The organism is Kitasatospora sp. NPDC056184 (genome assembly GCF_042268405.1).
In the GTDB taxonomy this organism is placed as follows: domain Bacteria; phylum Actinomycetota; class Actinomycetes; order Streptomycetales; family Streptomycetaceae; genus Kitasatospora.
In genome coordinates this window covers 1-23609 of the sequence record NZ_JBHJUI010000017.1, presented here as the reverse complement: position 1 = coordinate 23609, position 23609 = coordinate 1, and the positions used below count along the sequence as shown (strand labels likewise).

Here is a 23609-nt window from a genome sequence, read left to right as displayed (position 1 = left end):
CCGACCGGTTATGCACCCCGCGCGGCGCCGTACCATCAAGGCATGGCCAACGAGACAGAGGTCGCGGCCGGCGCCACGGAGGAGTCCGTGCGCCAGGCGCTGGCGACCGTCAACGACCCGGAGATCAACCGCCCGATCACCGAGATCGGCATGGTGAAATCGGTCGAGATCGGCGAGGGCGGCGCCGTGCGGGTCGCGGTCTACCTGACCGTCTCGGGCTGCCCGATGCGCGACACCATCGTCACCCGGGTCCGCGAGGCCGTCGGCCGCGTCCCCGGCGTGACCGGCGTCGAGGTCGAGCTCGACGTGATGAGCGACGAGCAGCGCAAGGAGCTCTCCCAGCTGCTGCGCGGCGGCGCCCCCGAGCGGGAGATCCCGTTCGCCAAGCCCGGCACGCTGACCCGCGTCTACGCGGTCGCCTCCGGCAAGGGCGGCGTCGGCAAGTCCTCGGTGACCGTCAACCTGGCCGCGGCGATGGCCGCGGACGGCCTGAAGGTCGCCGTGGTGGACGCCGACATCTACGGCCACAGCGTGCCGCGCATGCTGGGCGTCGAGGGCCGGCCCACCCAGGTCCAGGACATGATCATGCCGCCGCAGGCGAACGGCGTGAAGGTCATCTCGATCGGCATGTTCACCCCGGGCAACGCCCCGGTGGTCTGGCGCGGCCCGATGCTGCACCGCGCCCTGCAGCAGTTCCTGGCCGACGTCTACTGGGGAGACCTGGACGTCCTGCTGCTGGACCTGCCGCCCGGCACCGGCGACATCGCCATCTCGGTGGCCCAGCTGGTCCCCAACGCGGAGATCCTGATCGTCACCACCCCGCAGATGGCCGCCGCCGAGGTCGCCGAGCGGGCCGGCACCATCGCGGTGCAGACCCACCAGAAGATCGTCGGCGTGATCGAGAACATGTCCGGCATGCCGTGCCCGCACTGCGACGAGATGATCGACGTGTTCGGCACCGGCGGCGGCCAGACCGTCGCCGACGCGCTCACCCGCACCGTCGGCGCCACCGTCCCGGTCCTCGGATCCATCCCGATCGACGTCCGCCTGCGCGAGGGCGGCGACGACGGCCGCCCGGTCGTCCTGGCCGCGCCCGACTCCCCCGCCGGCGCCGCCCTGCGCGCCGTCGCCGGCAAGCTCGGCGGCCGCCAGCGCGGCCTGTCCGGCCTGTCCCTCGGGCTCACCCCGAAGAACAAGTTCTGATACGCCGCCGGCCGAAGCCCGCAGGGGCCCGCCGGGAGATCCGGCGGGCCCCTGCGGCGTCCGTGCGGGGCTACGGGCGGGTGTAGGCGACCAGGTCGGGGACGGCGGCGAAGCCGGCGCCGTAGGCGCTGACGCCCCGGCCGTAGGCGCCCAGCAGGACGCCGGGGGCCTCGCCGGCGAGCACCCAGCCGTACTCGGACTCGCGGTAGCGGAACGGCTGCGGCAGCCCGTTCACCGGGAGGCTGAGGGTGGACCAGCCGGGGCCCTCCAGGTCGTCGGCGAGGTCCCAGGCGAGGGTGGACTGCTGGTCCAGCCAGTCCTGGCGCCGCGCGCGGTCCAGCTGGCCCGGCCAGGTGGCGGCGAGCAGGCCGGAACCCGCCAGCCAGGCGGCGGAGGAGGCGGACGTCGCCTCCAGGGTGCCGGTGTTGTCGGCGCTGCGCCGGCTCTCCCGCCGGGCGACCGTGACGACGACGGCGAACTTCCGCACGTCGCGCGGCTCGTACTGGCGGGCCGGCTCCTCGCCGTGGCCGAGGCTGCCGTAGTCGACGGTGCCGTGGGCGCCGGCCCGCGGTCCGCCGAAGCCGCTCGGCAGCAGGAAGCGGCGGCCCGACCAGCCCTCGTCCAGGCCGTACCAAGGGAAGTCCGCGGACAGGTACGGCACCAGCGGGTCCGCCGGGCCGGCCTGTCCGCCGACCACGGGTCCGCCGGCCGTGGCCGTCCCGACCGCCTGACTCGTCGCGTCCATCCCCGGGGCCTCCTCAAACGACGTTTGCCTGCCGTGGCGCGCTCCCATCGTGGCGTACCGCGGCGCCCCCGCCGACCGTCTTCGGCCCGGACGGGACCGGAACGTGACCGACGGCACGGTGGGAACAATCAGCACAATAGCGGCGCACACGCCACCGCCCCGCTCAACCGTGGGGTCGGCGGGGCGGTGGGGTTCGGGATTCAGGTCGCGTCGGGGTCGAACGGGGGGCGCTCGCCGGGGGCGAGCGGGGCTCCGGCGGCCGCGGCGGCCGGGGCTGCGGCGGACTTGTCGAAGGAGACGCTGCCCGCGCGGCCGGTGCCGTTCACCGGGGCGGCCGGCTTGTCGTCCAGCACCGAGCGGATGTCGAGGGTGTCCCGCATCTCCTTGAGGCCCAGCGGGTCCTCCTCGCCGCCCATCAGCTGCTTGCGCACGAAGGTCTTCGGATTGAGGTCCTCGAACTCGAAGTCCTGGAACTCCGGACCCAGCTCACTGCGGATGTCCTCCTTCGCGGTGTCCGCGAAGGACCGGATCTTCCGGATGAAGCCCATGGTGTCCTGGATCAGCTTCGGCAGCTTGTCCGGACCGAAGACCACGATGGCCATGATGGCCAGGGTCAGGATCTCCAGTGTGCCCACGTCGCTGAACACCAAAGCTCCCTAAGCTCGCGATCGGATCGGACAGACGCTCCTCACAGCGTAATGGCCATCGGCGGGTCCATGACCCCCGGTGTGATGAAGCCGTGGTGAAGACCCGCCGATGATCCGGTCCGCGAGGGGCCGGTGGGGCCTATCTGTTCTCGTGGTGCAGACCGGCGACGCCGGAGCTCGGCGAGCGCTCCGGCAGCTCGTACGGCGGCGTCGCGCCCCGGGTGACCGCCACCGGGCGCAGCGGCAGGTCCACCGCCGGCAGCTGGGCGTTCATCGGGACCAGCCCGCCCCGGCCTCCGCCGGCCGGGCTGACCGTGGTGCCGTGCTGATCGTCGCCCGGGCCGGCGATGTTGCCGACGCCGCCGAGCGTCACCGCGGCGACCGAGAAGGCGCCGGCCGCGGCGAAGACGAAGCGCCGCCCGCGCGCCGGGGCCTGCCGGACCACCGGGACGGCCGCGGCGGCCGCCAGCGGCTGGACCGGGGCGTCGGGGCGCGGCGAGCGCCGCCCGATCAGCGGGCGCAGCACCGAGCCGCGGCCGAAGGCCCGGGGGTCGACGCCGGGCACCGGCGTGTCGGCGCCGAGCGCGCCCGCGCCGAAGGAGGCCCCGGCGCCGCGGCCGAACGAGCCGCCGTTCAGCCGGCTGCCGCCGAGGGTGCCCGGGGCGGCGACGCCGCCGCCGGGCAGGTCGTCGTCGTCCCGGTGCGGGCGGTCGGCGCGCGGCTGCCGCTCGTCCTCCGGAAGCGCGCCGACGGCCATCAGCCGGGCCATCAGCGCGGAGGAGGGGCCGGGCGTGTCGGTGCGGGTCAGCAGGTGCTTGACGGCGCGGCCCTCGTCGGCCTCGGCGAGGCACTGCGGGCAGGTCGCCAGATGGGCCTGGACGCGCTCGCGCGAGTCGTGGCCGAGTTCGCCGTCCACGAAGGCGGACAGCCGCTCCCCGAGGTGGTGCTCCTCGGCGGCGGGCTCGACGGCCCGCACGGCGACGGCGCGCAGCGCCGGCTCGGCCTGCGGCGCGGCGTGCGGCGCGTCGGCCGCCACGGGCCCGTCCTGGTTCCGGCGGCCCAGGGCGGGCCAGCCGCCACGGCGGGTGGCGGTGCGGCCGGGCGTCTCCGGGTGGCCCGGCTCCGATCGACCGGTTCCGCTCACGATCGCCTCCGTCCGCGCCCGCCCGGCGCGACCGCGGCCCCGCCGGCGCCGACCGGCACCGGCTGCTCCTCGGCTCCGCCGCCGCGGCGCTCACGGCCGGGGGCCGAGCCGGGGGCGCGGTGCTTGAGCGCGGCGCGCAGGTGCGAGCGGCCGCGGTGGATGCGGCTGCGGACGGTGCCGAGCTTGACGCCGAGCGTCGCCGCGATCTCCTCGTAGGAGAGGCCCTCGATGTCGCAGAGGACGACGGCGGCACGGAACTCGGGCGCCAGCGAGTCCAGCGCGTGCTGGACGTCGGCGTCGAAGTGGGTGTCGCTGAAGTGCTGGGCCGGGCTGGGCTCGCGGGAGGCGAGCCGCTCGGCCGCGTCCTCGCCGAGCGCGTCGAAGCGGATGCGCTGGCGGCGGCGGACCATGTCCAGGAACAGGTTGGTGGTGATCCGGTGCAGCCAGCCCTCGAACGTGCCGGGGGTGTAGGTCGACAACGAGCGGAACACCCGGACGAAGACCTCCTGGGTGAGGTCCTCGGCGTCGTGCTGGTTGCCCGTCAGGCGGTAGGCCAGGCGGTAGACGCGGGCACTGTGGGCCTCGACGATCTCCTCCCAGGTGGGGGGAGTCCAGGTCTGCGCGTCGGGGCCCTCGGCGAAGGTGGCGAGGGCGGGGGCCTCGGCGGTGCCGGCGGCGGGCGCCTCGGGCGCGGCGGCCGGCTGGTCCAGGGTGGAGTGCGCAGGCTGGTTCATCACGGGCTTCGGCGTACGGGTCGACGCGGTGCCGCGGAAGTGCCGCCGCACAGGGACGTCGCCCTCGGCCACACCTCCTCGGTCGGCTCTTCTGCCCAGCAGGGCCACCACCATATCCACCTCGCCCGTCAAGCCCGGATAAGAAGCGTCCGGGACCGGCCGACCGGACGACCGGCCCGGAGGGTGTCCGGGACGTCCCGTTCGCGCGGTCCCTGCTCCACCAACGGCCCGCCGCCGTACGCGGTTCCCGTCCGGCCAGTAATCTGTGGCAGGAAATATCGACATCCGCTCGGCGCCGGGCCGTCACCCGGGGCTCCGAAAGAGGCAGCCATCAGCGAGTTCGGGCCCGCACGTGCGGCTCTCGCCGACACCTACGTCGGCGAGGACGCGGTGCTGACCTACGCCCGGGCGCAGTCCGCGCGGACCGGGATCCGGGCGATCGGGCCGAGCGGCGGCGCCTGTCTGCGGCTGCTGGCCGCCGCGCTGGACGCCAAGGCGGTGGCCGAGATCGGCACCGGCACGGGGGTCTCCGGGGTGTACCTGCTGCGCGGGATGCGGCCGGACGGGGTGCTCACCACCGTCGATTCCGAGCCGGTGCGCCAGCAGTTGGCGAAGGAGGCCTACCAGGCGGCCGGGTTCGCGGCCAACCGGTCGCGGTTCATACCGGGCCGGGCGCTGGACGTGCTGCCGCGGCTCGCGGACGGCCAGTACGACCTGGTGTTCTGCGACGGCGACCCGGCGGAGTCCCGGGAGTACCTCTCCGAGTCGCTGCGGCTGCTGCGGCCGGGCGGGATGGTCTGTTTCGAGGGCGTGTTCCAGGAGGGACGGCTGGCCGAGCCGGAGCTCCAGGACCCGCGGACCCAGTCGGTGCGGGACCTGGTCCAGGCCGTCCGGGAGAGCGAGGCGCTGCTGCCCGCGCTGATCCCGGTCTCGGACGGGCTGCTCTGCGCCGTGAAGCGCTAGGCCGGGCCCCGAGGAGTACGGCCCGCAGGCGTACGGCCCGGAAAAGTACGGGGCCCGGGCCGACACGATGGTCGTACCCGGGCCCGGCAGCACATCTCCAGGAGATGGCGAGCACCTGCTGCGGTCAGCCGCAGGCCTTCTTCAGGGCCTCGCCGAGGGCGTCGGCCTCGTCAGGCGTGAGCTCCACCACGAGGCGTCCGCCGCCTTCGAGCGGAACGCGCATGATGATGCCCCGCCCCTCTTTGGTGACTTCGAGCGGGCCGTCACCCGTCCGCGGCTTCATGGCCGCCATGCTCGTTCCCCTTCCTGCAACCGCTCAGCTACGCACCGGCAGTCCGTCCACCGCCGGTATCGAACGCATTGATCGGAAGCCATTATCCCGCATGCCACGGCCTGATGACCAACATCACTCTCGGTGCAACCTCGTCCGGACCACCTCAATCCCGCACAATTTCCGGCATAAGCCCCGGCGCGGCGCCGGTCCGTACGCCGCCGAAAGGTGCGATACCTCACACTCCCCAGGCGGCCCGGCACTCCGGCATCCTGGCAGCGACGATCAGAGCCGATCACGAGCAGGGAGCCCTCGCCCATGTCCGATTCCGTGCTGTACGAGCTGGACGGCGGCCTGGCCGTCATCACCGTCAACCGCCCCGAGGCGATGAACGCGCTGGACGTGGCGACCAAGGTGGCGCTGCGCGACACCGTGACCGCCGCCGCCGAGGACCCGGCGGTGCGGGCGGTGCTGCTGACCGGCGCGGGCGACCGCGCGTTCTGCGTCGGGCAGGACCTCAAGGAGCACCTGGGCCTGCTGAAGCGGGCCGAGGAGACCGGCGAGGGCGCGCTGAAGACCGTCGCCGAGCACTACAACCCGCTGCTGCGGGCGCTGGCCGGGATGCGCAAGCCGACGGTGGCGGCGGTCGGCGGGGTGGCGGCCGGGGCGGGTGCCTCGCTGGCCTTCGCCTGCGATTTCCGGATCCTCGCGGACACCGCCGGCTTCAACACCGCGTTCGCCGGGATCGCGCTGACCGCCGACTCCGGGGCGTCCTGGACGCTGCCGCGGTTGGTCGGGCACGCCAGGGCGACCGAGCTGCTGATGCTGCCGCGCACCGTGAAGGCGGCCGAGGCGAGGGAGCTGGGCCTGGCCACCAGGGTCGTGCCGGCCGCCGAACTGGCCGCCACCGCCCGGGCGTTCGCCAAGGAGCTGGCCGCCGGCCCGACGGTCGCGTACGGCGCGATCAAGGAGTCGCTGGCCTACGGCGCGTCGCACTCGCTGAGCGAACTGCTCGACAAGGAGGACGAGCTGCAGACGATGGCCGGCGAGAGCGAGGACCACCGGATCGCGGTCCGCGCCTTCATCGCCAAGGAGAAGCCGGCGTACCTCGGGCGGTAGCGCCGCGGCCGGGCTACCGCGCGGGGGCGGTCCGGACGTGGCAGTCGGCGAGGTGGTCGTCGACCAGTCCGCAGGCCTGCATCAGCGCGTACGCGGTGGTCGGGCCGACGAACCGGAAGCCGGCCTTCTTCAGGGCCTTGGCCAGCGCCGTCGACTCCGGCGTGACGGCCGGCACCTCGCCGAGCGTGCGGGGCGCCGGCCGGTCCGGGTCGCCGGCGAACTGCCAGATCAGCGCGTCCAGTCCGCCGTCGAGGTCGCGGGCGGTCCGGGCGTTGGCGATCGCCGCCTCGATCTTGGCCCGGTTGCGGATGATGCCGGTGTCGGCGAGCAGCCGCTCGACGTCGGCCTCGCCGAACTCCGCGACCTCCGCGATCCCGAAGCCGGCGAAGGCCGCCCGGAAGCCCTCGCGGCGGCGCAGGATGGTGATCCAGGACAGGCCGGACTGGAAGGCCTCCAGGCAGACCCGTTCGAACAGCGCGTCGTCGCCGTGCACCGGGCGGCCCCACTCGGTGTCGTGGTAGACCCGGTAGTCGTCCGTCGAATCGCCCCAGCCGCAGCGGCGCAGCCCGTCCGCGCCGAGGACGGCGCCGCCGGGCTCGGTGCTCACGGGCGCTCCTCGGGCCTGGCGTCCTCGGGGCCCGCCGGGGCGGGCTGCGCCGAAGGGGCCTTGGTGAGGGCGACGGCGGGCTCGACGATCCGGGCGAACTCCTCCAGGCCGGGCAGCGGGTCGCCGCCGAACTCCGGGCGGTCGTCGGCCTCGACCGCGCCGCGCACCGCGGCCAGCCCCTCCAGTTCGGCGATCCGCGCGTCGCGGTGGGCGAGTTCGGCGCCCAGCCGGTCGAGGACGTCGTCCACCTCGTCCATCCGGTAACCGCGCACCGCCATCGGCAGGCGCAGCGCCTCGACGTCGCCCTGGTCCAGCCGGCGGTCCTGCGGCAGCCGGGCGGAGATACGGTCCTGCACGGCCTCCGGCAGCGAACCGCCGCCGCCGAGCGCCACCAGCGCGGCACCGCCGACCACCACGGCCATCGCCGCCACGATCACCCAGAACACGAGCGGTCCTCCCGATTTCCCGGCCGGCCCCGACTGGAGTGGGATCATGGTCCCGATGGGCCGGGGGCCATCATCGCACCCGAAGCAGCTGTGGAGGAGACATCGGTGGCACTGCGCCTGGGACCACGGGAATTCGGCGACGACGAGCTGGTGATCATGGCGATCGTCAACCGGACGCCGGACTCGTTCTTCGACAGGGGCGCGACCTTCGCCGACGAGGCCGCGTTCGCCGCGGCCGACCGTGCGATGGCCGAGGGCGCCGCGATCCTGGACATCGGCGGGGTGAAGGCCGGGCCGGGTGACGAGGTGACCGTCGAGGAGGAGCTGCGGCGCACCGTGCCGTTCGTGGCGGAGCTGCGCAAGCGCCACCCGGAGGCCGTGATCAGCGTCGACACCTGGCGGCACGAGGTCGGCGAGGCGGTCTGCGAGGTGGGCGCCGACCTGCTGAACGACGCCTGGGGCGGTGTGGACCCGCGGCTGGCCGAGGTGGCCGCCCGGTACGGCGCCGGGCTGGTCTGCACCCACGCGGGCGGCGCCGAGCCGCGCACCCGGCCGCACCGGACCGGCTACGAGGACGTGATGGCGGACATCCTGCGGGTGACCGTCGGGCTGGCCGAGCGGGCGGTGGAGCTGGGCGTGCGGCGGGACGCGGTGATCATCGACCCGGGGCACGACTTCGGGAAGAACACCCGGCACTCGCTGGAGGCGACCCGGCGGCTGCCGGAGATGACCGCGACCGGGTTCCCGGTGCTGGTGTCGCTGTCCAACAAGGACTTCGTCGGCGAGACCCTCGACAAGCCGGTGGACGAGCGGCTGCTCGGCACGCTGGCGACCACGGCGGTCTCCGCCTGGCTGGGCGCCCGGGTGTACCGGGTGCACCAGGTGGCGGAGACCCGGCAGGTGCTCGACATGGTCGCCTCGATCCGCGGCACCCGCCCCCCGGCGGTCGCCCGCCGGGGACTGGCCTGAGGCCGGCGAGGAGAATCAGATCTCGGTCGCCGGGCGGCGGGCCTCGGCGAGGATCTTCATGACCTCGTCGATCTCGTCGGTGACGTGGAACAGCTCCAGGTCGTGCGGGGCCGCCTTGCCCTGCGCGACCAGGGTGTTCCGCAGCCAGTCGACCAGCCCGCCCCAGTAGGCGCTGCCGAAGAGGATCACCGGGAAGCGGGTGACCTTCTTCGTCTGCACCAGGGTGAGCGCCTCGAACAGCTCGTCCAGGGTGCCGAGGCCGCCGGGCAGGACGACGAAGCCCTGCGAGTACTTCACGAACATCGTCTTGCGGACGAAGAAGTAGCGGAAGTTCAGGCCGAGGTCGACGAACTCGTTGAGCCCCTGCTCGAACGGCAGCTCGATGCCCAGGCCGACGCTGAGCCCGCCGGCGTCCGAGGCGCCGCGGTTGGCGGCCTCCATCGCGCCCGGTCCGCCGCCGGTGATCACCGCGTAGCCGGCCTCGGCCAGCGCCCGGCCGATCGCCGCGCCCGCCGCGTACTCGGGCGAGTCGACCGGGGTCCGGGCGGAGCCGAAGACGCTGATCGCGGCCGGGAGTTCGGCGAGGGCGCCGAAGCCCTCGACGAACTCGGAGGTGATCCGCAGCACCCGCCACGGATCGGTGTGCAGCCAGTCGGTGGGACCGGTGGTGTCCAGCAGGCGCTGGTCCGTGGTGCTCTCGCCGACCTGGTCCCGGCGCACCAGCACCGGGCCCTTCTGCTTCTCGGGCCACGCCTTCTTCGGGCGCGGCTCGCCCACCTGCTCGGGGCCGTGCCCGTAGTGCTTCTCGTCTCCAGTGCCTGTCATGACGAAACCCTACGCCCGCCCCTCCCCTTTTTCAGGCAACGCCGGAAGGTCGGTTGGGCGACCGGAAGATGGCCCCCGGCCGATGGCCGCGGGGCCGGATCAGGCCGTCAGCCAGGCGCGCAGCCGCTCCTCGGTCGCGGCGATGGCGCTCAGCGAGCAGTGCTCGTCCCGCTTGTGCGCCATGTTCGGGTCGCCGGGGCCGTAGTTGACCGCCGGGACGCCGAGCGCGCTGAACCGGGCCACGTCCGTCCAGCCGAACTTGGCGCGGGCGGTGCCGCCGGTCGCGGCGAGGAACGCCTGGGCGGCGGGCTGGTTCAGGCCGGGCAGCGCCCCCGGGGCGAAGTCGGTGACGGTGACCTCGAATCCGTCGAAGACCTCGCGCACGTGCTTCTCGGCTCCGGCCTCGTCGCGGTCCGGCGCGAAGCGGAAGTTGACCGTCACCACGCACTCGTCGGGGATGACGTTGCCGGCCACGCCGCCGTCGATGCGCACCGCGTTGAGGCCCTCGTGGTACTCCAGCCCGTCGATCTCGACCAGCCGCGCCCGGTACGCGGAGAGCCGCCGCAGCACCTCGCCGGCCTTGTGGATGGCGTTGTCGCCGAGCCAGCTGCGGGCCGAGTGGGCGCGGACGCCGCCGAGCCGGACCTGCGCGCGCAGGGTGCCCTGGCAGCCGCCCTCGACGACCGCCCCGCTGGGCTCCATGAGCACCGCGAAGTCGGCGGCCAGCCAGTCCGGGTGGGCCTGGACGAGGTGGCCGAGGCCGTTGCGGTGGGCCTCCACCTCCTCGCAGTCGTAGAAGACGAAGGTGAGGTCCCGGTTGGGCTCGGGCAGGGTGGCGGCGAGCCGGAGCTGGACGGCGACGCCGGACTTCATGTCCGAGGTGCCGCAGCCGTGGAGCAGGTCCCCCTCGACCCAGGAGGGCACGTTGTCGGCGATCGGCACGGTGTCGATGTGGCCGGCGAGCACGACGCGCTCGGCGCGGCCGAGGTTCGTCCGGGCGACCACGTTGTTGCCGTACCGGTCGACGGTCAGGTGCGGGTAGGCCCGCAGGGCCTCCTCCAGGGCGTCGGCGAGCGCCTGCTCGTCGCCGCTGACGGAGGGGAAGTCGACCAGCTGGGCGGTCAGCGCGCCGCCGTCGAGGGTGAGGTCCAGGGGCGTCTTCGGGCTGCTCATGGTTGCCCAGCCTAGTCCCGCCGGCCGCGGGGGGCCGTTGCGCCCGGAGGCGAACGGGCGAGCAGCGGGCAGCGGGTGGCGGGCAGCGGCAGAAGACCGCGGCAGAGGCAACCGCCCGGCACCGCACATCCGTCCGAGTGGGTACGGTGTCGGTTCGGAGTGCTCGGCGGAGAGGGGCGGCGGTGGCGAGGCGAGAGGGCGGCGGCGGTGGTGAGGACGCGCCGCCGCGGCGGCGCAGGCCGCTGCGGGTGGTGCTGATCGGCGTGCTGGTGCTGGCCGTGGCCGCGGTGACGCTGTACTGGCTGCGCGACCAGAAGCTGCTGACCCCCGAGGGCTGCTCGGTGAAGACGCCGGCCGGCGAGGGCACCCTGGAGGTCCCGCAGGCGGCCAACGCGGCGACCATCGCCGCCGTCGCGCACGCCCGCGGACTGCCGGACCGGGCGGTGACCATCTCGCTGGCCACCGCGATGCAGGAGTCCAAGATCCGCAACCTGTCCGGCGGCGACCGGGACTCGGTGGGCCTGTTCCAGCAGCGGCCCTCGCAGGGCTGGGGCACCGTGCAGCAGATCATGGACCCGGTCTACGCGACCAACAAGTTCCTGGACGGCCTGGTGAAGGTGCCCGGCTACACCCGGCTGCCGCTGACCGACGCGGCCCAGCAGGTGCAGAAGAGCGGCTACCCGCAGGCCTACGCCAAGCACGAGACCAAGGCCACCCTGCTGGCCTCCGCGCTGACCGGCCGCGAGGCGGCCTCGCTGAACTGCGTGGTGCACGACTTCGCCGAGCCGGACACCGACGAGGACAGCACCCCGTCGGCCGCCCCGGCCGGGGCCGCGCCCGCCACCGGCACCGCGGCGCCGGCCCGCCCGGACCGGGCCCAGGTGCTGAGCGACCGGGTGCGCCGGGAGTTCGGCCGGACGGTCACCCCGGCCGCCGGCTACACGTCCACCGTCAAGGGCGCGGAGAACGCCGTCTCGCTGACCCCGGACCCGACCGCGTCGACCGACTCCGGCCCGGACGCCGAGCGGCAGAACGGCTGGGCGGTGGCGCACTGGGCGGTGACGCAGGCTCAGCGGCTGGGCATCGAGACCGTCGCCTACGACGGGAAGATCTGGCGGAAGGCGAAGTCCGAGGACGGCTGGAAGCCGCAGCCGACCGGGACGTCGACCAAGCTGGTGCTGGTCTCGCTGACCGCCCCGGCGAAGGGCTGAAACCGGCGGCCCCGGACCGTTGACGCACTGGTGTCCGGGTTGCCGCCGCCCGGGTGATTCGCGTCAATCCGGGTGGACGGCGGGCCGGCCGGGGCGGGCGGGGCGCAGAACCGTCACTCCCCTTGGCCCGCCGTGCCTCCGCCTCCCGGCCCGGCGCCCGGGACGCGCCTCCGTGCGGTCCTACCATCCGATCGTCGCGCCGACGCTTTCCTTGCGCGGGCCGCAACCTTCTGGCTTCTCAAGCGGTAACAACGTCGTCCGCCCGGCGGACGGGACGGACCCAGACCCTCCGAGGAGCCCCATGTCTCACCCCCTCACGCGCCGGATCGCCCAGGCCGCACTTCTCGTGGCGGCCGGCGCGACCCCGCTGGTCGCGGCCGGCTCCGCGTCCGCCGCCGACTCCCTGCTGCCGAAGGGCGACCTGGCCGCCCCGCTGGGCCAGCTCACCAACACCGACGCGGGCTCCACTCTGCAGCACACCACCCACCAGCTGGGCCAGGCCGCCGGGAACACCGGCGCCGCCACGGTCGCCGCGGGCGTGCCCGCCGCCGCCGACGCGACCGGCAACATCGTCGCCCAGCAGCTCCCCGAGGCGAACGAGAAGGCCGGCTCGCTGACCGCCCCGATCGACCAGACCGCCGCCACCACCGGCGAGCTCTCCGGCGTTGCCCCGAAGGTCGCCCGGGCCCTGGCCGGCAAGCTCGGCGAGGCCGTCACCGGCAAGAGCGCCACCCCGCAGCGCAGCTCGCACGCCGGCCTCGGCCCGGTCGGCGAGATCGCCCCGGCCGGTGCCCTCACCAGCGCCGTGCCGGGTGGCAGCGGGGTCGTCCAGGCCATCCCCAGCACCACCACCGTCACCGACGCGCTGCCGATCGGCTCGGTCACCCGGGCGCTGCCCGCCGACCTGCCCGCCGCCGACGTGCTCGGCCTCGCCGAGCACGGGTCGGCCAACCGCCTCGGCGGCGCCGACCTCGGCCAGAACAGCCCGCTGAACGGCCTGTCCGGCCTCACCAGCGCGCTCGGCCCGCTCAGCGGCCTGCTCGGCGGCGTCAACGGCGGCGGCCTCGGCGGCCTGCCGATCGGCTGAGCCCGCCCGCGCAGCGGCGAGGGGCCGGCGTCCGGTGTTCCGGACGCCGGCCCCTCGTGCGCTCCTCGGGCTACCGCGCGGCGGCCGCCGCGCGCAGCCGCTCCACCGCCGCCGCGACCCGCTCGTCGGTCGCGGTGAACGCGACCCGCACGAACCGGTCGCCGGCCGGACCGTAGAAGTCACCGGGCGCCACCAGGACGCCCAGCCCCGCGAGCTCGGCCACCGTCTCCCAGCACGGCCGGTCCTGGGTCGCCCACAGGTAGAGGCTCGCCTCCGAGTGCTCGATCCGGAAGCCGTACGCCTCCAGCGCCGCCCGCAGCTCCGCGCGCCGGGCCGCGTAGCGCTCCCGCTGCTCGGCCACGTGCGCGTCGTCCCCGAGCGCGGCGGCCGTCGCCGCCTGCACCGGGGCCGGCACGATCATGCCGCCGTGCTTGCGCACCTCCAGCAGCTCCTTGACCACCACCGGGTCGCCCGCCACGAAGGACGCGCGGTAGCCGGCGAGGTTGGAGCGCTTGGACAGCGAGTGCACCGCGAGCAGGCCCTCGTGGCCGCCGTGGCCGCACACCTCGGGGTGCAGCACGGAGACCGGCTCGGCCTCCCAGCCGAGCTCCAGGTAGCACTCGTCGCTGACCAGCAGCGCCCGGTGCTCGCGCGCCCACTCCACCGCGCGCCGCAGCTCCGGCGCGCCGAGCACCCGCCCGGTCGGGTTGGACGGGGAGTTGACCCAGAGCAGGCGCACCCGGGAGCCGTCCAGCTCGTCCACCGAGTCGTACGCGACCGGCTCGGCGCCGCACAGCCGCGCGCCCACCTCGTACGTCGGGTAGGCCAGCCGCGGGTAGGCGACCTGGTCCCCCGGGCCGAGGCCCAGCTGGGTCGGCAGCCAGGCGACCAGTTCCTTGGAGCCGACGGTCGGCAGGACGGCCTGCGGACCGATCTCGGCGCCGAGCCGGCGGCGCAGCCAGCCGGCGATCGCCTCGCGCAGCTCCAGCGGGCCCCACACGGTCGGGTAGCCGGGCGTGTCGGTGGCCGCGGCGAGCGCCTTCTGGATCACCTCGGGGACCGGGTCGACCGGGGTGCCGACGGAGAAGTCGCAGAGCCCGCCGGGGTGGGCCAGCGCGGTCGCCTTGTACGGCTCCAGCTTGTCCCAGGGGAACACCGGCAGCAGATCCGAAACGCGGCGCGCCGCCCCCGGGTGGCCCGGGAACGGCGCGTGCGTGCTGTTCTTGGTACTCACAGCTCAGTTGCCACCAGTCGTCAGTGGTCGGCGTTCTGCGGCGGCAGAGCGGCGATGAACGGGTGGTCGCGCTCGATCAGACCGAGCTTCGAGGCACCGCCGGGCGAGCCGAGGTCGTCGAAGAACTCGACGTTGGCCTTGTAGTAGTCCTTCCACTCCTCCGGCGTGTCGTCCTCGTAGAAGATCGCCTCGACCGGGCAGACCGGCTCGCAAGCGCCACAGTCGACACACTCATCCGGGTGGATGTAGAGCGATCGCTCGCCCTCGTAGATGCAGTCAACCGGGCACTCTTCGATGCAGGCCTTGTCCTTGACGTCGACACAAGGCTGCGCGATGACGTAGGTCACGCTGTCGTTCCTCCTCGGAAGGGCTCGGCGGCCCATTCTGTTTTCTCGCGTGCGCGGGTGAGCGCGGCGTCGTCGATGCCCGCCCCTAGTATCGCGGGTCGGAGACCGCAAATGCACAGGAGGTGCCCAGATGGCCGCCGAAGGGCCGGTTCAGGACCGTCCGGAGGTCCGGATAGACCGCTCTGACGTGGGCCGCAGGGTCTCTGTCCGGCGGCTCGACGGCTTCGCCGACGACAACCGGCCAGTGTTCCGCGATGTGATCGGTGTGCTCGCATCCTGGGACGGTTCCGGCCTCACGGTGGTGCCCAGGAGCGGCGAGCCGGTCTCCTTCGACGAGAAACTGCTGGTCGCCGGCAAGACCGTGCCGCTCTTCCCGGCCCGGCGCGCGCCGCTGCCCCAGGCCGGTCCGGCCGAGCTCCAGCGGATCGCCGCCCGCGGCTGGCCCGCCGTCGAACAGGAGCCGCTGGGCGCGTGGACGCTGCGCGCCTCGGCCGGCTTCACCCGGCGCGCCAACTCCGTGCAGGCGCTCGGCGACCCCGGTGTGCCGCTCGACGAGGCGCTCGCCACCGCGCGCGGGTGGTACGCGGCGCGCGGGCTGCCGGCCTGGGTGGAGGTCACCACCCCCGGCTCGCCGGAGGCGCTGCGCGCCGAGCTGGACCGGCTGGGCGCCGCGTACGCGCCCACCCTGGTCCGGGTGGCCGAGCTGGCGCCGCTGACCAGGATCGGCGACCCGGCCGGCCGGGACCGGGTGCGGCTGGCCCGGACCGCCTCCGCCGACTGGATGTCGCTCTACCGGCGGGTGACCGGCGACCCGGCGGTGGAGGAGGCCGCCCGCGCGGTGATCCACGGCGGCCCCTCGGTCTGGTTCGCGACCGTCCACGACACCCGCGGCGGCGGGGCCGGGGACGGCGGCACCCCGCCCGTGCTCGCCATCGGACGCTGCGTCATCGACGGGCCGTGGGCCTGCTTCGGCGCCATCGAGGTGGCGCCGCCGGCCCGCCGCCGAGGCCTGGCCACGGCGGTGATGGCGGTGCTCGCCGCCCGGGCCGCCGAGGAGAGCGCGACCGGTGCCTACCTCCAGGTGGAGGCGGAGAACGCCGGGGCGATCGCGCTCTATGACGGGTTGGGCTTCACGACCAGTCACACTTACCACTACGCGCTCCTGCCCCAGGGCTAGGGCGCCGCCCTGGAACCGCCTGTCTGTCCGCCCGCCCTACGAAAGCCGCCGCCACCGCCGTGACCGAGCAGAGCAGAGCACGCTTCCGGACCGAGGCCCGGGCCGAGCACCCCGATCCGGTGCTGCTCTGCCTGCTCGCGGCCGCCGAGCACCTCCCCGCCCCCGACCCGGCGGACCCGGACGGCCTCCAGGGCCCGCCCTCCGTCGACGCCCTGCTCGCCGCCTGCTCGGCCGCCCTGGACCGGCACGCGGCCGCCGTCCGGCGCGCCGTAGCGGACCGGGCCCCGGCCGGGCCCGAGGAGACCGCGGCGCTGCTGGCCGCCGTCCTCGGCGGGCGCGAGCGGTTCCACGGGCGGCAGTCCGACTACCGGCGGCTGGAGTCCTCGCTGCTGCCCGACGTGCTGCGGCGCCGCCGCGGACTGCCGATCATGCTCGCGCTGGTCTGGTCGGCGGTCGCCCGGCGGGCCGGGCTCACCGTGCACGGCGTCGCCCTGCCCGGCCACTTCATCGTCGCGGTCGGCGGGCCCGCCGACGGCGAGGAGTTCGTCCTGGCCGACCCGTTCCACGGCGGCCGGCTGCTCGACCTCGACGACGTGGCCCGGCTGGTGCGCGCCGCCGGGAACGTGTTCACGCCGGAGCTGCTCACGCCCGCCCAGCCGCTGGACGTCGTGCTGCGGGTGCTCGGCAACATCCGGGGCTGGGCCGCCGACCGCCCCGAGCACGCCCGCACCCAGCTGTGGGCCACCGAACTCGCCCTGCTGCTCCCCCGCCACCCCGCCCAGCTCCGCCTCGAACGCGCCGAGCTGCTGGTGCGCACCGGCGACTTCCTGGGCGGGGCGGCGGAGATGGACGAGTACGCCGGGATCCTGGACGCCTTCGACCCGGACTCCGCCGCCAAGGTCCGCCAGGAGGCCCGGGCCGCCCGCCACCGGCTGAACTGAGCCCCTCGCCCCTCAGAGCCAGCCCTTCTCCCGGGCGATCCGGACCGCCTCGGTGCGGTTGCGGGCCCCGGTCTTCCGGATCGCCATCGAGAGGTAGTTGCGGACCGTCCCCTCGGACAGGTGCAGCCGCCCGGCGATGTCCGCGTTCACCGCGCCGTCCGCCGCGGCCGCCAGCACGTCCCGCTCGCGGGCGGTCAGCGGGTTCGCCCCCTCGGCCAGCGCGGCGGCGGCCAGCACCGGGTCGATCACCCGCTCGCCCTGCAGCACCCGGCGGATCGCCTCGGCCAGCTCGGCGGCCGGCGCGTCCTTCACCAGGAAGGCGTCCGCGCCCGCCTCCATCGCCCGCCGCAGATAGCCGGGGCGGCCGAAGGTGGTCGCGATCACCACCTTGGTCTGCGGCCGCCGCTCGCGCAGCAGCGCCGCCGCCTCGATGCCGGTCATCCCCGGCATCTCGATGTCCAGCACCGCCACCTGCACGTCGTGCGCGACCGCCGCGTCGACCACCTCGTCGCCGCGCCCCACCTGGGCGACGACCTCGATGTCCCCCTCCAGCCCGAGCAGCGCGGCCAGCGCCTCCCGGACCATCCCCTGGTCCTCCGCCAGCAGCACCCGCACGGAGGGCCGGTCGTTCCGCATGTCACTCATGGCGCCCGACCCTACGGCGTTCCGGCGGAAAGCGGCCGGACCAGATACACCCCCGGTTCCCGGCCGGTGACGTCCAGCCGGATCTCGGTCCCGTCCACCACCGCCGGCCGGGCCGGGGCCTGTTCCGGCGCCCCGGTGAACCGAGCGATCAGCGACGCCCGCTCCGGTGCCGGCAGCCTCCCGTCCAGGGCGAGGTCCACGGCGTCCGCGAGGTCGTTCGCCGCCGCCGCGGACATGGCGCCGGCCACGGTGAACTGCACGAAGCGCGAACGGCCCTCCGGCTCCGCCGTGATCATGAAGGCCAGCTCGTACCCGCCGGGTCGCGCCGTCCGCCCCTCGTACTCGACGTGCCGCGGAGGACCGCCGGGCGCCGACGGCGGCGGCGTGAGCACGGCCGAGTGGACCTCGAAGCCCCACCGCGAGCGCAGTTGTCCCGCCAGGACCCCGGCGATCGGGCCCGGCAGCCGCTCGCCGTCCCAGTGCGGGGTCGGCGACGGCGCGGGCGCGGCGCTCACCGCGGCCGGGGCCGTCGGCGGTGGCCCGGCCTCCGGCCGCGACCAGCCGCAGCCCGCCGCCCCCGACAGCACCACCAGCAGGATCCCTGAGAGCCCGGCGCGCCGGGCTCGTTCGTCCACCCCCATGCCGCCGCAGCCTACTCGCGGCGGCCCCTTGAGTCTCCCCCCGGGGGAGACGCCAAGCTGGGGCCATGCGGGACGACGAGCTCGACACCACCCTGTACTCCATCGGCGAGTTGGCCCGGCGCACCGGTCTGACGGTGAAGGCCGTCCGGTTCTACGCCGACGCCGGGCTCGTCCCGCCCACCGGCCGCACGCCGGCCGGCTACCGCCGCTTCGACGTGCACGCCCTGGCCCGGCTCGACCTGGTCCGCACCCTGCGGGAACTGGGGCTGGACCTGGCCACGGTCCGGCGGGTGCTGGACCGTTCCGCCCCGCTGCGCGAGGTGGCCGCCGCGCACGCCGACGCGCTGGACGTGCAGATCCGCACGCTCCGGCTGCGCCGGACGGTGCTGCGGGCGATCGCCGAACGCGGCTCCACGACCGAGGAGATGAGACGCATGCACCAACTCGCGAAGCTGTCCGACGCCGAACGCCGGCGCCTGGTCCACGACTTCATCGACGCCGTCTTCGGCGGCCTGGACGCCAATCCGGCGTTCGTCGCCATGATGCGCTCCGCCATGCCGGAGCTGCCGGACGATCCGACCCCCGAACAGATCGACGCCTGGGTGGAGTTGGGCGAACTCGTGCAGGACGAGGACTTCCGCGGCGCGGTCCGACGGATGGCCGTCCACCAGGCGGCCGAGCGGGCGGCCGGCGACGACACCGGTCTGCACGCCGCCCTCTCCGAGACCGTCCGCACCACCGTGACCGCCGCCGTCACCGAGGGGATCGACCCCGGCTCCCCCGCCGCCGCTCCGGTCCTCGACTCCCTCACCGCCGCCTACGCCGCCACCTTCGCCCGCCCCGACGACGCCGCCCTCCGCGCCTGGATCCTCGACCGCGTCGAGACCGCCGACGAGCCCCGCGCCGAGCGCTACTGGCACCTCCTCGCCATCATCAACGGCTGGCCGGTCCAGGAGAGCCTCCACGACGTCGTCGCCTGGTTCACCGCCGCCCTGCGGGCCTCGCTGGAGTAGGACGTCGGACCGGCCGACCTCCCGCTCCGCACGGCCGCAACCCGGTTGCGCTCACCGGGATTTCGGGGTGGCATGCGGGAGGGACCACAGAGGGAGGCGGCCGGGGATGGGCGTGGAGTGGCGGGAGATGCTCCCGGACAGTGAGCTGGGGGCGGTCCTGGAGGTGGTGCGGCGCTGCCTGGCGGTGGACGGCGGGCTGCCGGTGGCGGGCGAGCCCTTCTTCGTGGACCGGCGCTACGCCGGGCCGGGGACCGTCCGGATCGGGGCGTACGAGGACGGCCGGCTGGTGGCCTGCGGGGCGGCGCGGCCCCGTGCCGGCCACTGGTCGCTGGTGGGGGCGGTGGACCCGGACCTCCGGGGCCGGGGACTCGGCGGGGAGCTGCTGGACCGGCTGATGACGGCGGCGGAGACCGTCGTCCAGGTCGAGACGGAGGCGCTGACGCCCGCCGCCGAGGAGCTGTTCCGGTCGCGGGGGCTGCGGCAGGTCTTCGCGGAGGACGTGTTCCGGCTGGGGCCCGAGGTGTCGCTGCCGGCGGTCGGGTGGCCGGCCGGGGCACGGATCGAGGAGTGGCCCGAGGAGTGGGGCGACGGGACCGCGGACGCCTTCCACGCGGCGTACCGCGGGTCCTTCGCCGACCGGCCGGGGTTCCCGGGCCGGACGCGGTCCCAGTGGGCGGCCTGGCTGGTCGACGACGGGTTCCGGCCCGGGGCCTCGCTGCTCGCCCGGGACGCCGACGGCACGCCGGTCGGGTTCGTGGTGTGCGCCGAGGGGTTCCTGGTGCAGGTCGGGGCCGTGCCCGCGTGGCGGCGGCGGGGTCTCGGGCGGGCGCTGGCGGTGGCGGCGCTGGAGCGGCTGCGGGCGGCCGGGGACGCGGAGGTGTTCCTGGACGTGAACGTGGACAACCCGGCGTCGGCGGCGCTGTTCCGGGGCCTGGGGCTCACCCGGGTCGCCCGGCGGGCCCGGTTCGCGCGTCCGTAGGCGCCGCCCCCGCGACGGCGCCGCGGGCCTCGGTGAGGGCGGCGCACGGGATCAGCGCGAGGAGCAGGACGACGAGCACCAGCGCGACAGGCTTCGGCATGCCCGTCATGCTGCCCGCGGCCGGAACCGGCGCCGCCGCTCCGGGGCGGTCGGGGCGGCCGAGTTCCTCCGCCCGGACCAGCCCTCAGGGCGTGGTGGTGACGGAGGCCGTCCGCAGCGGCACCGAGGCCCGCAGCCGGAAACCCCTGCCCCGCTCCCCCGGCCCGGTCTCCAGCCGGCCGCCGACCAGCGCGAGCCGCTCCTGCAGGCCGGACAGCCCGTTGCCCGGGTGGGACTTGCCCGGGCCGGGGCCGTCGTCGGCGATCTCCAGGACGGCGTACCGCTCGCCGTTCCCCTCCCAGGTCTCGTCGGCCCGCACGGTGCAGACGGTGGCGCCCTCGCCGTGCCGGACGACGTTGGTGACCGCCTCGCGCAGCGCCCAGGCCAGCGCGCCCGCCTCCTCGCCGGCCAGGCCCGGCCAGGCGTCGAGCAGCTCCGGCGCGACCTCCAGCCTGACCCGGGCGGCCGCCAGCGCGGTGCGGGCCGCGGCCAGCTCGACCGGCAGGGTGGGCCGGCGGAAGCCGGTGACCGCCTCCCGGACGTCGATCAGCGACTGCCGGGCGACCGTCTCGATGTCGGCGACCTGCGCCCGCGCCGCCTCGTCCTTGCCCGCGTCCATGAACCGGCCGGCCAGCTCGCTCTTCAGCGTGATCAGCGACAGCGAGTGCCCGAGCAGGTCGTGCAGGTCGCGGGCGAGCCGCAGCCGCTCCTCCGAGGCGGCCAGCTGCGCGACGGCGGCGCGGGCCTCGCGCAGTTCCCGCATGGTGGCGACCAGGCGCTGCAGGCCGGTCATCGCGGCGCCGGAGAGGAACGCGCTGAGGGTGAAGGTCACCACGTTGCCGGCGTCGGCGTGGGTCAGCAGGCCGACGCCGGCGGTGAGCGCCGCCATCGCGAGGAGCGCGCGCAGGGCGTGGCGCGCCGGCGTGATGATCGCGACGCACACCGAGGCGTAGATGAACAGGGTCAGGAAGGCGTCGCCGAGCACGAAGGCGGACGCGATGGCGAGCACCACCATCGCCGCGACGACCACCCGGCAGGCCCTCGGCCGCATGCCGGCCGTCGAGCGGAAGACCACCAGCAGGACGTAGCCGGCCACGAAGGCCGCCAGGCAGCTCCAGCCGAGCACCCTGGCGCCGGTGCCGTGGCCGCCGTCCAGCAGGTTGCCCACCGGGTAGGCCAGGTAGATCATCCAGAGCAGCATCCAGGCGACCTTGACCAGCAGCTGCCGCCCGGTCTCCACCGGGGCGCCGGGGACGTTCATGAACGACGCCCGCGCCGGACCCGCCTGAGCCTGCTCGTCGGCGGGGCCGGTCCGGCGCGGGTCGCTCATACCGATCATCATGCCCGCCGGGTGTCGCGGCGGTACAGGGCCGCCGCGGCGGCGACGAACACCGCGAGGAAGGCCGCCAGCCCGGCGACGGCGGCGAGGTCCAGGGCGTGCCCGGGCCGGGTGAAGGTGGCCAGCCGGTTGTAGAGGTACACCGGGTCGAAGCGGGCGAACCTCTCCAGTGAGCCGCTCACCGGGAACCACGTCCCGCCGAACAGCGCCATCACCATGTAGGTGATCATCACCATGGTCTGCACCGAGTCCGGCGCGGCCGCGTACCCGAGCGCCACGCCGAGCGCCGCGAAGACGAAGCTGCCCAGCCACAGGGCGGCGGCCAGGCCGATCCACTGCCCCGCGCCCAGCGAGACGCCCTGGCTCGCGCCGACCGCGAAGACCACCAGGATCGCGGGCAGCGTCGTCACCGAGCTCGCCGCGATCTTGCCGAGGGTGTACGCCCGGCCGGGCAGCGCGGTCAGCCGCAGCTGGCGCACCCAGCCGCTCCCGCGCTCCAGCGAGATCCGCTGCGCGCTGCCGGTCAGCACCGCGCCGACCGCGCCGAAGGTGGCCATCGAGACCATGAAGTAGGTCTGCACCGGCAGGCCCCCGGCGAAGTTCGCGCTGTCGTAGGCGTGGATGAAGAAGACGTACATCAGCGCCGGGTAGGCGATCGTGAAGAGCAGGTAGCGGCGGTTGCGGAAGGTCCGCAGGATCTCCAGGCGGATCAGGGTGGTCATCGCGCACTCTCCAGGGCGGGCTCGGCGGACGGTGCGGACCCGGTGGCGTCCTGCTCGCCGGTGATGGTCAGGAAGGCCTGCTCCAGGCCCAGGCCGGTGACCTCCAGGCCGCGCGGGTACAGGCCCGTCCGGTAGAGCGCGGCGACGGCGGCGTCCGCGTCGGCGGTGCGGATCCGCACCGTCCGCACGCCGGGGACGCGGGCCGCGACGTCCAGGCCCTGGACACCGGGCAGCCCGCGCAGCGGGGCCTCGTCGAACGCGCCGTCCGCCTCGTGCAACTCGAAGGTGATCCGGCGGGCGCCGGCCCGGGCCTTGATCTCGGCGGAGCTGCCGTCGGCGATCAGCCGGCCGCGGTGCAGGACGAGGACGCGGTCGGCGATCGAGTCCGCCTCCTCCAGGTAGTGGGTGGCGAACAGGACGGTGCGCCCGGCGTCGGCCTGCGCCCGGATGCTCGCCCAGAAGGCCTGCCGGACCGAGACGTCCATGCCGGTGGTGGGCTCGTCCAGGACGATGAGGTCGTTGGCGCCCGCGACGGCGAGCGCGAAGCGGACCCGCTGCTCCTGGCCGCCGGAGAGCCGGTCGACCCGGCGCTCGGCGAGTTCGGTGATCCCCGCGTCGTCGAGCACCTCGGCGACGGCCCGGCCGCGCGGGTGCACGTCGCAGGCGAGCCGCACCAGTTCGCGGACCTTGACGTCGGCCATCAGGCCGCCGCTCTGCAGCATCGCGCCGACCCGGCCCGCCGTGATCGCGGCGCGCGGGGCGCCGCCGAACAGGGTGACGCTGCCGCGGTCGGGCTCGCGCAGGCCGAGCAGCAGGTCGAGGCTGCTGGACTTGCCGGCGCCGTTCGGGCCGAGCAGGGCGACGGTCTCGCCCGGCCGCAGGACGAGGTCGAGGCCGTCCACGGCCCGTACCCGTCCGTAACTCTTGGTGACGCCCCGGAAGGCGGCGACCTCTCCCGTGTCCATGTCCCTGGTCCTCCCTGCCGGTGCTGTTTCCCGCACCACCAGAGTCCCGCCGGTCCCGGGTGCGGCGGCAGTGGCCGCCGTCGTGGGGGGGGGGGGGGGGGGGGGGGGGGGGGCGCCCCCCCCCCCCCCCCCGGGCGCCCGCGGCCAGCCCCGGCCCCGCGCGCCCCCCCACCCCCCGGCGCCCCCGCGCCCCGCCCGGGGGCTTTCCTGGGTGTTTGCGCTCGACCGGCGCGGGTCCGACCCCGCCCCCGGCCCCCCCCCCCCCCCCCCGGCGGGGCGCCCCCCCGCCCCCCGCGCCCGCGAGCTCACCGGCTGAAGCACTCGCCGGCGCCCGGACGGCGGGAGGGGCGCGGGCCCGTGCGG

27 protein-coding genes are annotated in these 23609 nt (G+C 75.2%); 10 read left to right on the top strand and 17 right to left on the bottom strand.

The window, feature by feature from the left end:
* Positions 1–42 precede the first annotated feature (42 nt).
* The gene (locus tag ACFC0B_RS28525; RefSeq protein ID WP_376091796.1) at positions 43–1203 is read left to right on the top strand and encodes an Mrp/NBP35 family ATP-binding protein; all 1161 of its coding nucleotides are present in this window, start codon (positions 43–45) and stop codon (positions 1201–1203) included.
* A gap of 70 nt (positions 1204–1273) precedes the next feature.
* On the opposite strand, the gene ACFC0B_RS28520 is transcribed toward ACFC0B_RS28525, so the two are convergent.
* The 4 genes from ACFC0B_RS28520 to sigE all read right to left on the bottom strand — a co-directional run bounded on the left by ACFC0B_RS28520 (position 1274) and on the right by sigE (position 4473).
* Entirely contained in the window at positions 1274–1948 is a 675-nt protein-coding gene (locus ACFC0B_RS28520) for a hypothetical protein (RefSeq protein WP_376091793.1), read from the bottom strand.
* A gap of 200 nt (positions 1949–2148) precedes the next feature.
* A complete protein-coding gene (locus tag ACFC0B_RS28515; RefSeq protein ID WP_376091790.1) occupies positions 2149–2595 on the bottom strand; it encodes a sec-independent translocase in 447 nt (148 codons plus the stop codon).
* Positions 2596–2734: 139 nt separating this feature from the next.
* Positions 2735–3739, bottom strand: a complete 1005-nt coding sequence (locus ACFC0B_RS28510) for an anti-sigma factor family protein (RefSeq protein WP_376091787.1) — start codon at positions 3737–3739, stop codon at positions 2735–2737.
* Positions 3736–4473: an RNA polymerase sigma factor SigE gene (gene sigE, locus ACFC0B_RS28505; RefSeq protein WP_376092167.1), complete on the bottom strand. Its 738-nt coding sequence runs from the start codon at positions 4471–4473 to the stop codon at positions 3736–3738. The genes ACFC0B_RS28510 and sigE overlap by 4 nt, the downstream gene beginning before the upstream one ends.
* Positions 4474–4803: 330 nt before the next feature.
* Between sigE and ACFC0B_RS28500 the strand changes: the two genes are divergently transcribed.
* Positions 4804–5436 (top strand): O-methyltransferase, encoded by a 633-nt coding sequence (locus tag ACFC0B_RS28500; protein WP_376092164.1) that lies wholly within the window; start codon positions 4804–4806, stop codon positions 5434–5436.
* 124 nt (positions 5437–5560) lie between these two features.
* Here the strand turns inward: ACFC0B_RS28500 and ACFC0B_RS28495 are convergent, their stop codons facing one another.
* Positions 5561–5728: a DUF3117 domain-containing protein gene (locus ACFC0B_RS28495; protein WP_014137929.1), complete on the bottom strand. Its 168-nt coding sequence runs from the start codon at positions 5726–5728 to the stop codon at positions 5561–5563.
* Between the two features lie 297 nt (positions 5729–6025).
* Between ACFC0B_RS28495 and ACFC0B_RS28490 the strand changes: the two genes are divergently transcribed.
* Positions 6026–6826, top strand: coding sequence for an enoyl-CoA hydratase-related protein (locus ACFC0B_RS28490; RefSeq protein WP_376091784.1), 801 nt, complete (start codon positions 6026–6028; stop codon positions 6824–6826).
* Positions 6827–6839: 13 nt separating this feature from the next.
* On the opposite strand, the gene ACFC0B_RS28485 is transcribed toward ACFC0B_RS28490, so the two are convergent.
* Together ACFC0B_RS28485 and ACFC0B_RS28480 are read right to left on the bottom strand one after the other, a co-directional pair.
* On the bottom strand, positions 6840–7433 hold the full coding sequence (locus ACFC0B_RS28485; protein WP_376091781.1) for a DNA-3-methyladenine glycosylase I: 594 nt from the start codon (positions 7431–7433) through the stop codon (positions 6840–6842).
* Positions 7430–7879: a DivIVA domain-containing protein gene (locus tag ACFC0B_RS28480; protein WP_376091778.1), complete on the bottom strand. Its 450-nt coding sequence runs from the start codon at positions 7877–7879 to the stop codon at positions 7430–7432. The genes ACFC0B_RS28485 and ACFC0B_RS28480 overlap by 4 nt, the downstream gene beginning before the upstream one ends.
* Positions 7880–8035: 156 nt before the next feature.
* Here ACFC0B_RS28480 and folP point away from each other — a divergent pair, with 156 nt between their 5' ends.
* Positions 8036–8848, top strand: a complete 813-nt coding sequence (gene folP, locus ACFC0B_RS28475) for a dihydropteroate synthase (RefSeq protein WP_376092161.1) — start codon at positions 8036–8038, stop codon at positions 8846–8848.
* A 15-nt stretch (positions 8849–8863) separates the two neighbouring features.
* Here folP and ACFC0B_RS28470 read toward each other — a convergent pair whose 3' ends face one another.
* Positions 8864–9673: a TIGR00730 family Rossman fold protein gene (locus ACFC0B_RS28470; protein ID WP_376091775.1), complete on the bottom strand. Its 810-nt coding sequence runs from the start codon at positions 9671–9673 to the stop codon at positions 8864–8866.
* 99 nt (positions 9674–9772) lie between these two features.
* A complete protein-coding gene (gene dapE, locus ACFC0B_RS28465; RefSeq protein WP_376091772.1) occupies positions 9773–10846 on the bottom strand; it encodes a succinyl-diaminopimelate desuccinylase in 1074 nt (357 codons plus the stop codon).
* 182 nt (positions 10847–11028) lie between these two features.
* On the opposite strand from dapE, the gene ACFC0B_RS28460 reads away from it, so the two are divergent.
* Complete coding sequence (locus ACFC0B_RS28460) at positions 11029–12057, top strand: hypothetical protein (RefSeq protein WP_376091769.1); 1029 nt, start codon at positions 11029–11031, stop codon at positions 12055–12057.
* A gap of 301 nt (positions 12058–12358) precedes the next feature.
* Positions 12359–13144, top strand: a complete 786-nt coding sequence (locus ACFC0B_RS28455; RefSeq protein ID WP_376091766.1) for a hypothetical protein — start codon at positions 12359–12361, stop codon at positions 13142–13144.
* A gap of 70 nt (positions 13145–13214) precedes the next feature.
* On the opposite strand, the gene dapC is transcribed toward ACFC0B_RS28455, so the two are convergent.
* Together dapC and fdxA are read right to left on the bottom strand one after the other, a co-directional pair.
* A complete protein-coding gene (gene dapC / locus ACFC0B_RS28450; RefSeq protein WP_376091763.1) occupies positions 13215–14378 on the bottom strand; it encodes a succinyldiaminopimelate transaminase in 1164 nt (387 codons plus the stop codon).
* Between the two features lie 20 nt (positions 14379–14398).
* Positions 14399–14725: a ferredoxin gene (fdxA, locus tag ACFC0B_RS28445; RefSeq protein ID WP_030061559.1), complete on the bottom strand. Its 327-nt coding sequence runs from the start codon at positions 14723–14725 to the stop codon at positions 14399–14401.
* A 187-nt stretch (positions 14726–14912) separates the two neighbouring features.
* On the opposite strand from fdxA, the gene ACFC0B_RS28440 reads away from it, so the two are divergent.
* Positions 14913–15902: a GNAT family N-acetyltransferase gene (locus ACFC0B_RS28440; protein WP_376091760.1), complete on the top strand. Its 990-nt coding sequence runs from the start codon at positions 14913–14915 to the stop codon at positions 15900–15902.
* Positions 15903–15961: 59 nt separating this feature from the next.
* Positions 15962–16843 carry a transglutaminase family protein gene (locus tag ACFC0B_RS28435; RefSeq protein ID WP_376091757.1) on the top strand — a complete coding sequence of 294 codons (882 nt, stop codon included), beginning with the start codon at positions 15962–15964 and terminating at the stop codon, positions 16841–16843.
* 12 nt (positions 16844–16855) lie between these two features.
* Here the strand turns inward: ACFC0B_RS28435 and ACFC0B_RS28430 are convergent, their stop codons facing one another.
* Positions 16856–17479, bottom strand: a complete 624-nt coding sequence (locus ACFC0B_RS28430) for a response regulator (RefSeq protein WP_376092158.1) — start codon at positions 17477–17479, stop codon at positions 16856–16858.
* A 20-nt stretch (positions 17480–17499) separates the two neighbouring features.
* On the bottom strand, positions 17500–18129 hold the full coding sequence (locus ACFC0B_RS28425; RefSeq protein WP_376091754.1) for a hypothetical protein: 630 nt from the start codon (positions 18127–18129) through the stop codon (positions 17500–17502).
* Positions 18130–18194: 65 nt separating this feature from the next.
* On the opposite strand from ACFC0B_RS28425, the gene ACFC0B_RS28420 reads away from it, so the two are divergent.
* Both ACFC0B_RS28420 and ACFC0B_RS28415 read left to right on the top strand, forming a co-directional pair.
* Positions 18195–19142 carry a MerR family transcriptional regulator gene (locus ACFC0B_RS28420; protein WP_376091751.1) on the top strand — a complete coding sequence of 316 codons (948 nt, stop codon included), beginning with the start codon at positions 18195–18197 and terminating at the stop codon, positions 19140–19142.
* A gap of 127 nt (positions 19143–19269) precedes the next feature.
* Complete coding sequence (locus ACFC0B_RS28415; protein WP_376091748.1) at positions 19270–20121, top strand: GNAT family N-acetyltransferase; 852 nt, start codon at positions 19270–19272, stop codon at positions 20119–20121.
* Here ACFC0B_RS28415 and ACFC0B_RS28410 read toward each other — a convergent pair.
* The 4 genes from ACFC0B_RS28410 to ACFC0B_RS28395 all read right to left on the bottom strand — a co-directional run bounded on the left by ACFC0B_RS28410 (position 20081) and on the right by ACFC0B_RS28395 (position 23246).
* The gene (locus ACFC0B_RS28410) at positions 20081–20221 is read right to left on the bottom strand and encodes a hypothetical protein (protein WP_376091745.1); all 141 of its coding nucleotides are present in this window, start codon (positions 20219–20221) and stop codon (positions 20081–20083) included. The genes ACFC0B_RS28415 and ACFC0B_RS28410 overlap by 41 nt on opposite strands.
* Before the next feature lie 84 nt (positions 20222–20305).
* On the bottom strand, positions 20306–21550 hold the full coding sequence (locus tag ACFC0B_RS28405; RefSeq protein WP_376091742.1) for a sensor histidine kinase: 1245 nt from the start codon (positions 21548–21550) through the stop codon (positions 20306–20308).
* Positions 21551–21558: 8 nt separating this feature from the next.
* On the bottom strand, positions 21559–22281 hold the full coding sequence (locus ACFC0B_RS28400) for an ABC transporter permease (RefSeq protein ID WP_376091739.1): 723 nt from the start codon (positions 22279–22281) through the stop codon (positions 21559–21561).
* Positions 22278–23246 carry an ABC transporter ATP-binding protein gene (locus tag ACFC0B_RS28395; protein ID WP_376091736.1) on the bottom strand — a complete coding sequence of 323 codons (969 nt, stop codon included), beginning with the start codon at positions 23244–23246 and terminating at the stop codon, positions 22278–22280. The genes ACFC0B_RS28400 and ACFC0B_RS28395 overlap by 4 nt, the downstream gene beginning before the upstream one ends.
* Positions 23247–23609 lie beyond the last annotated feature (363 nt).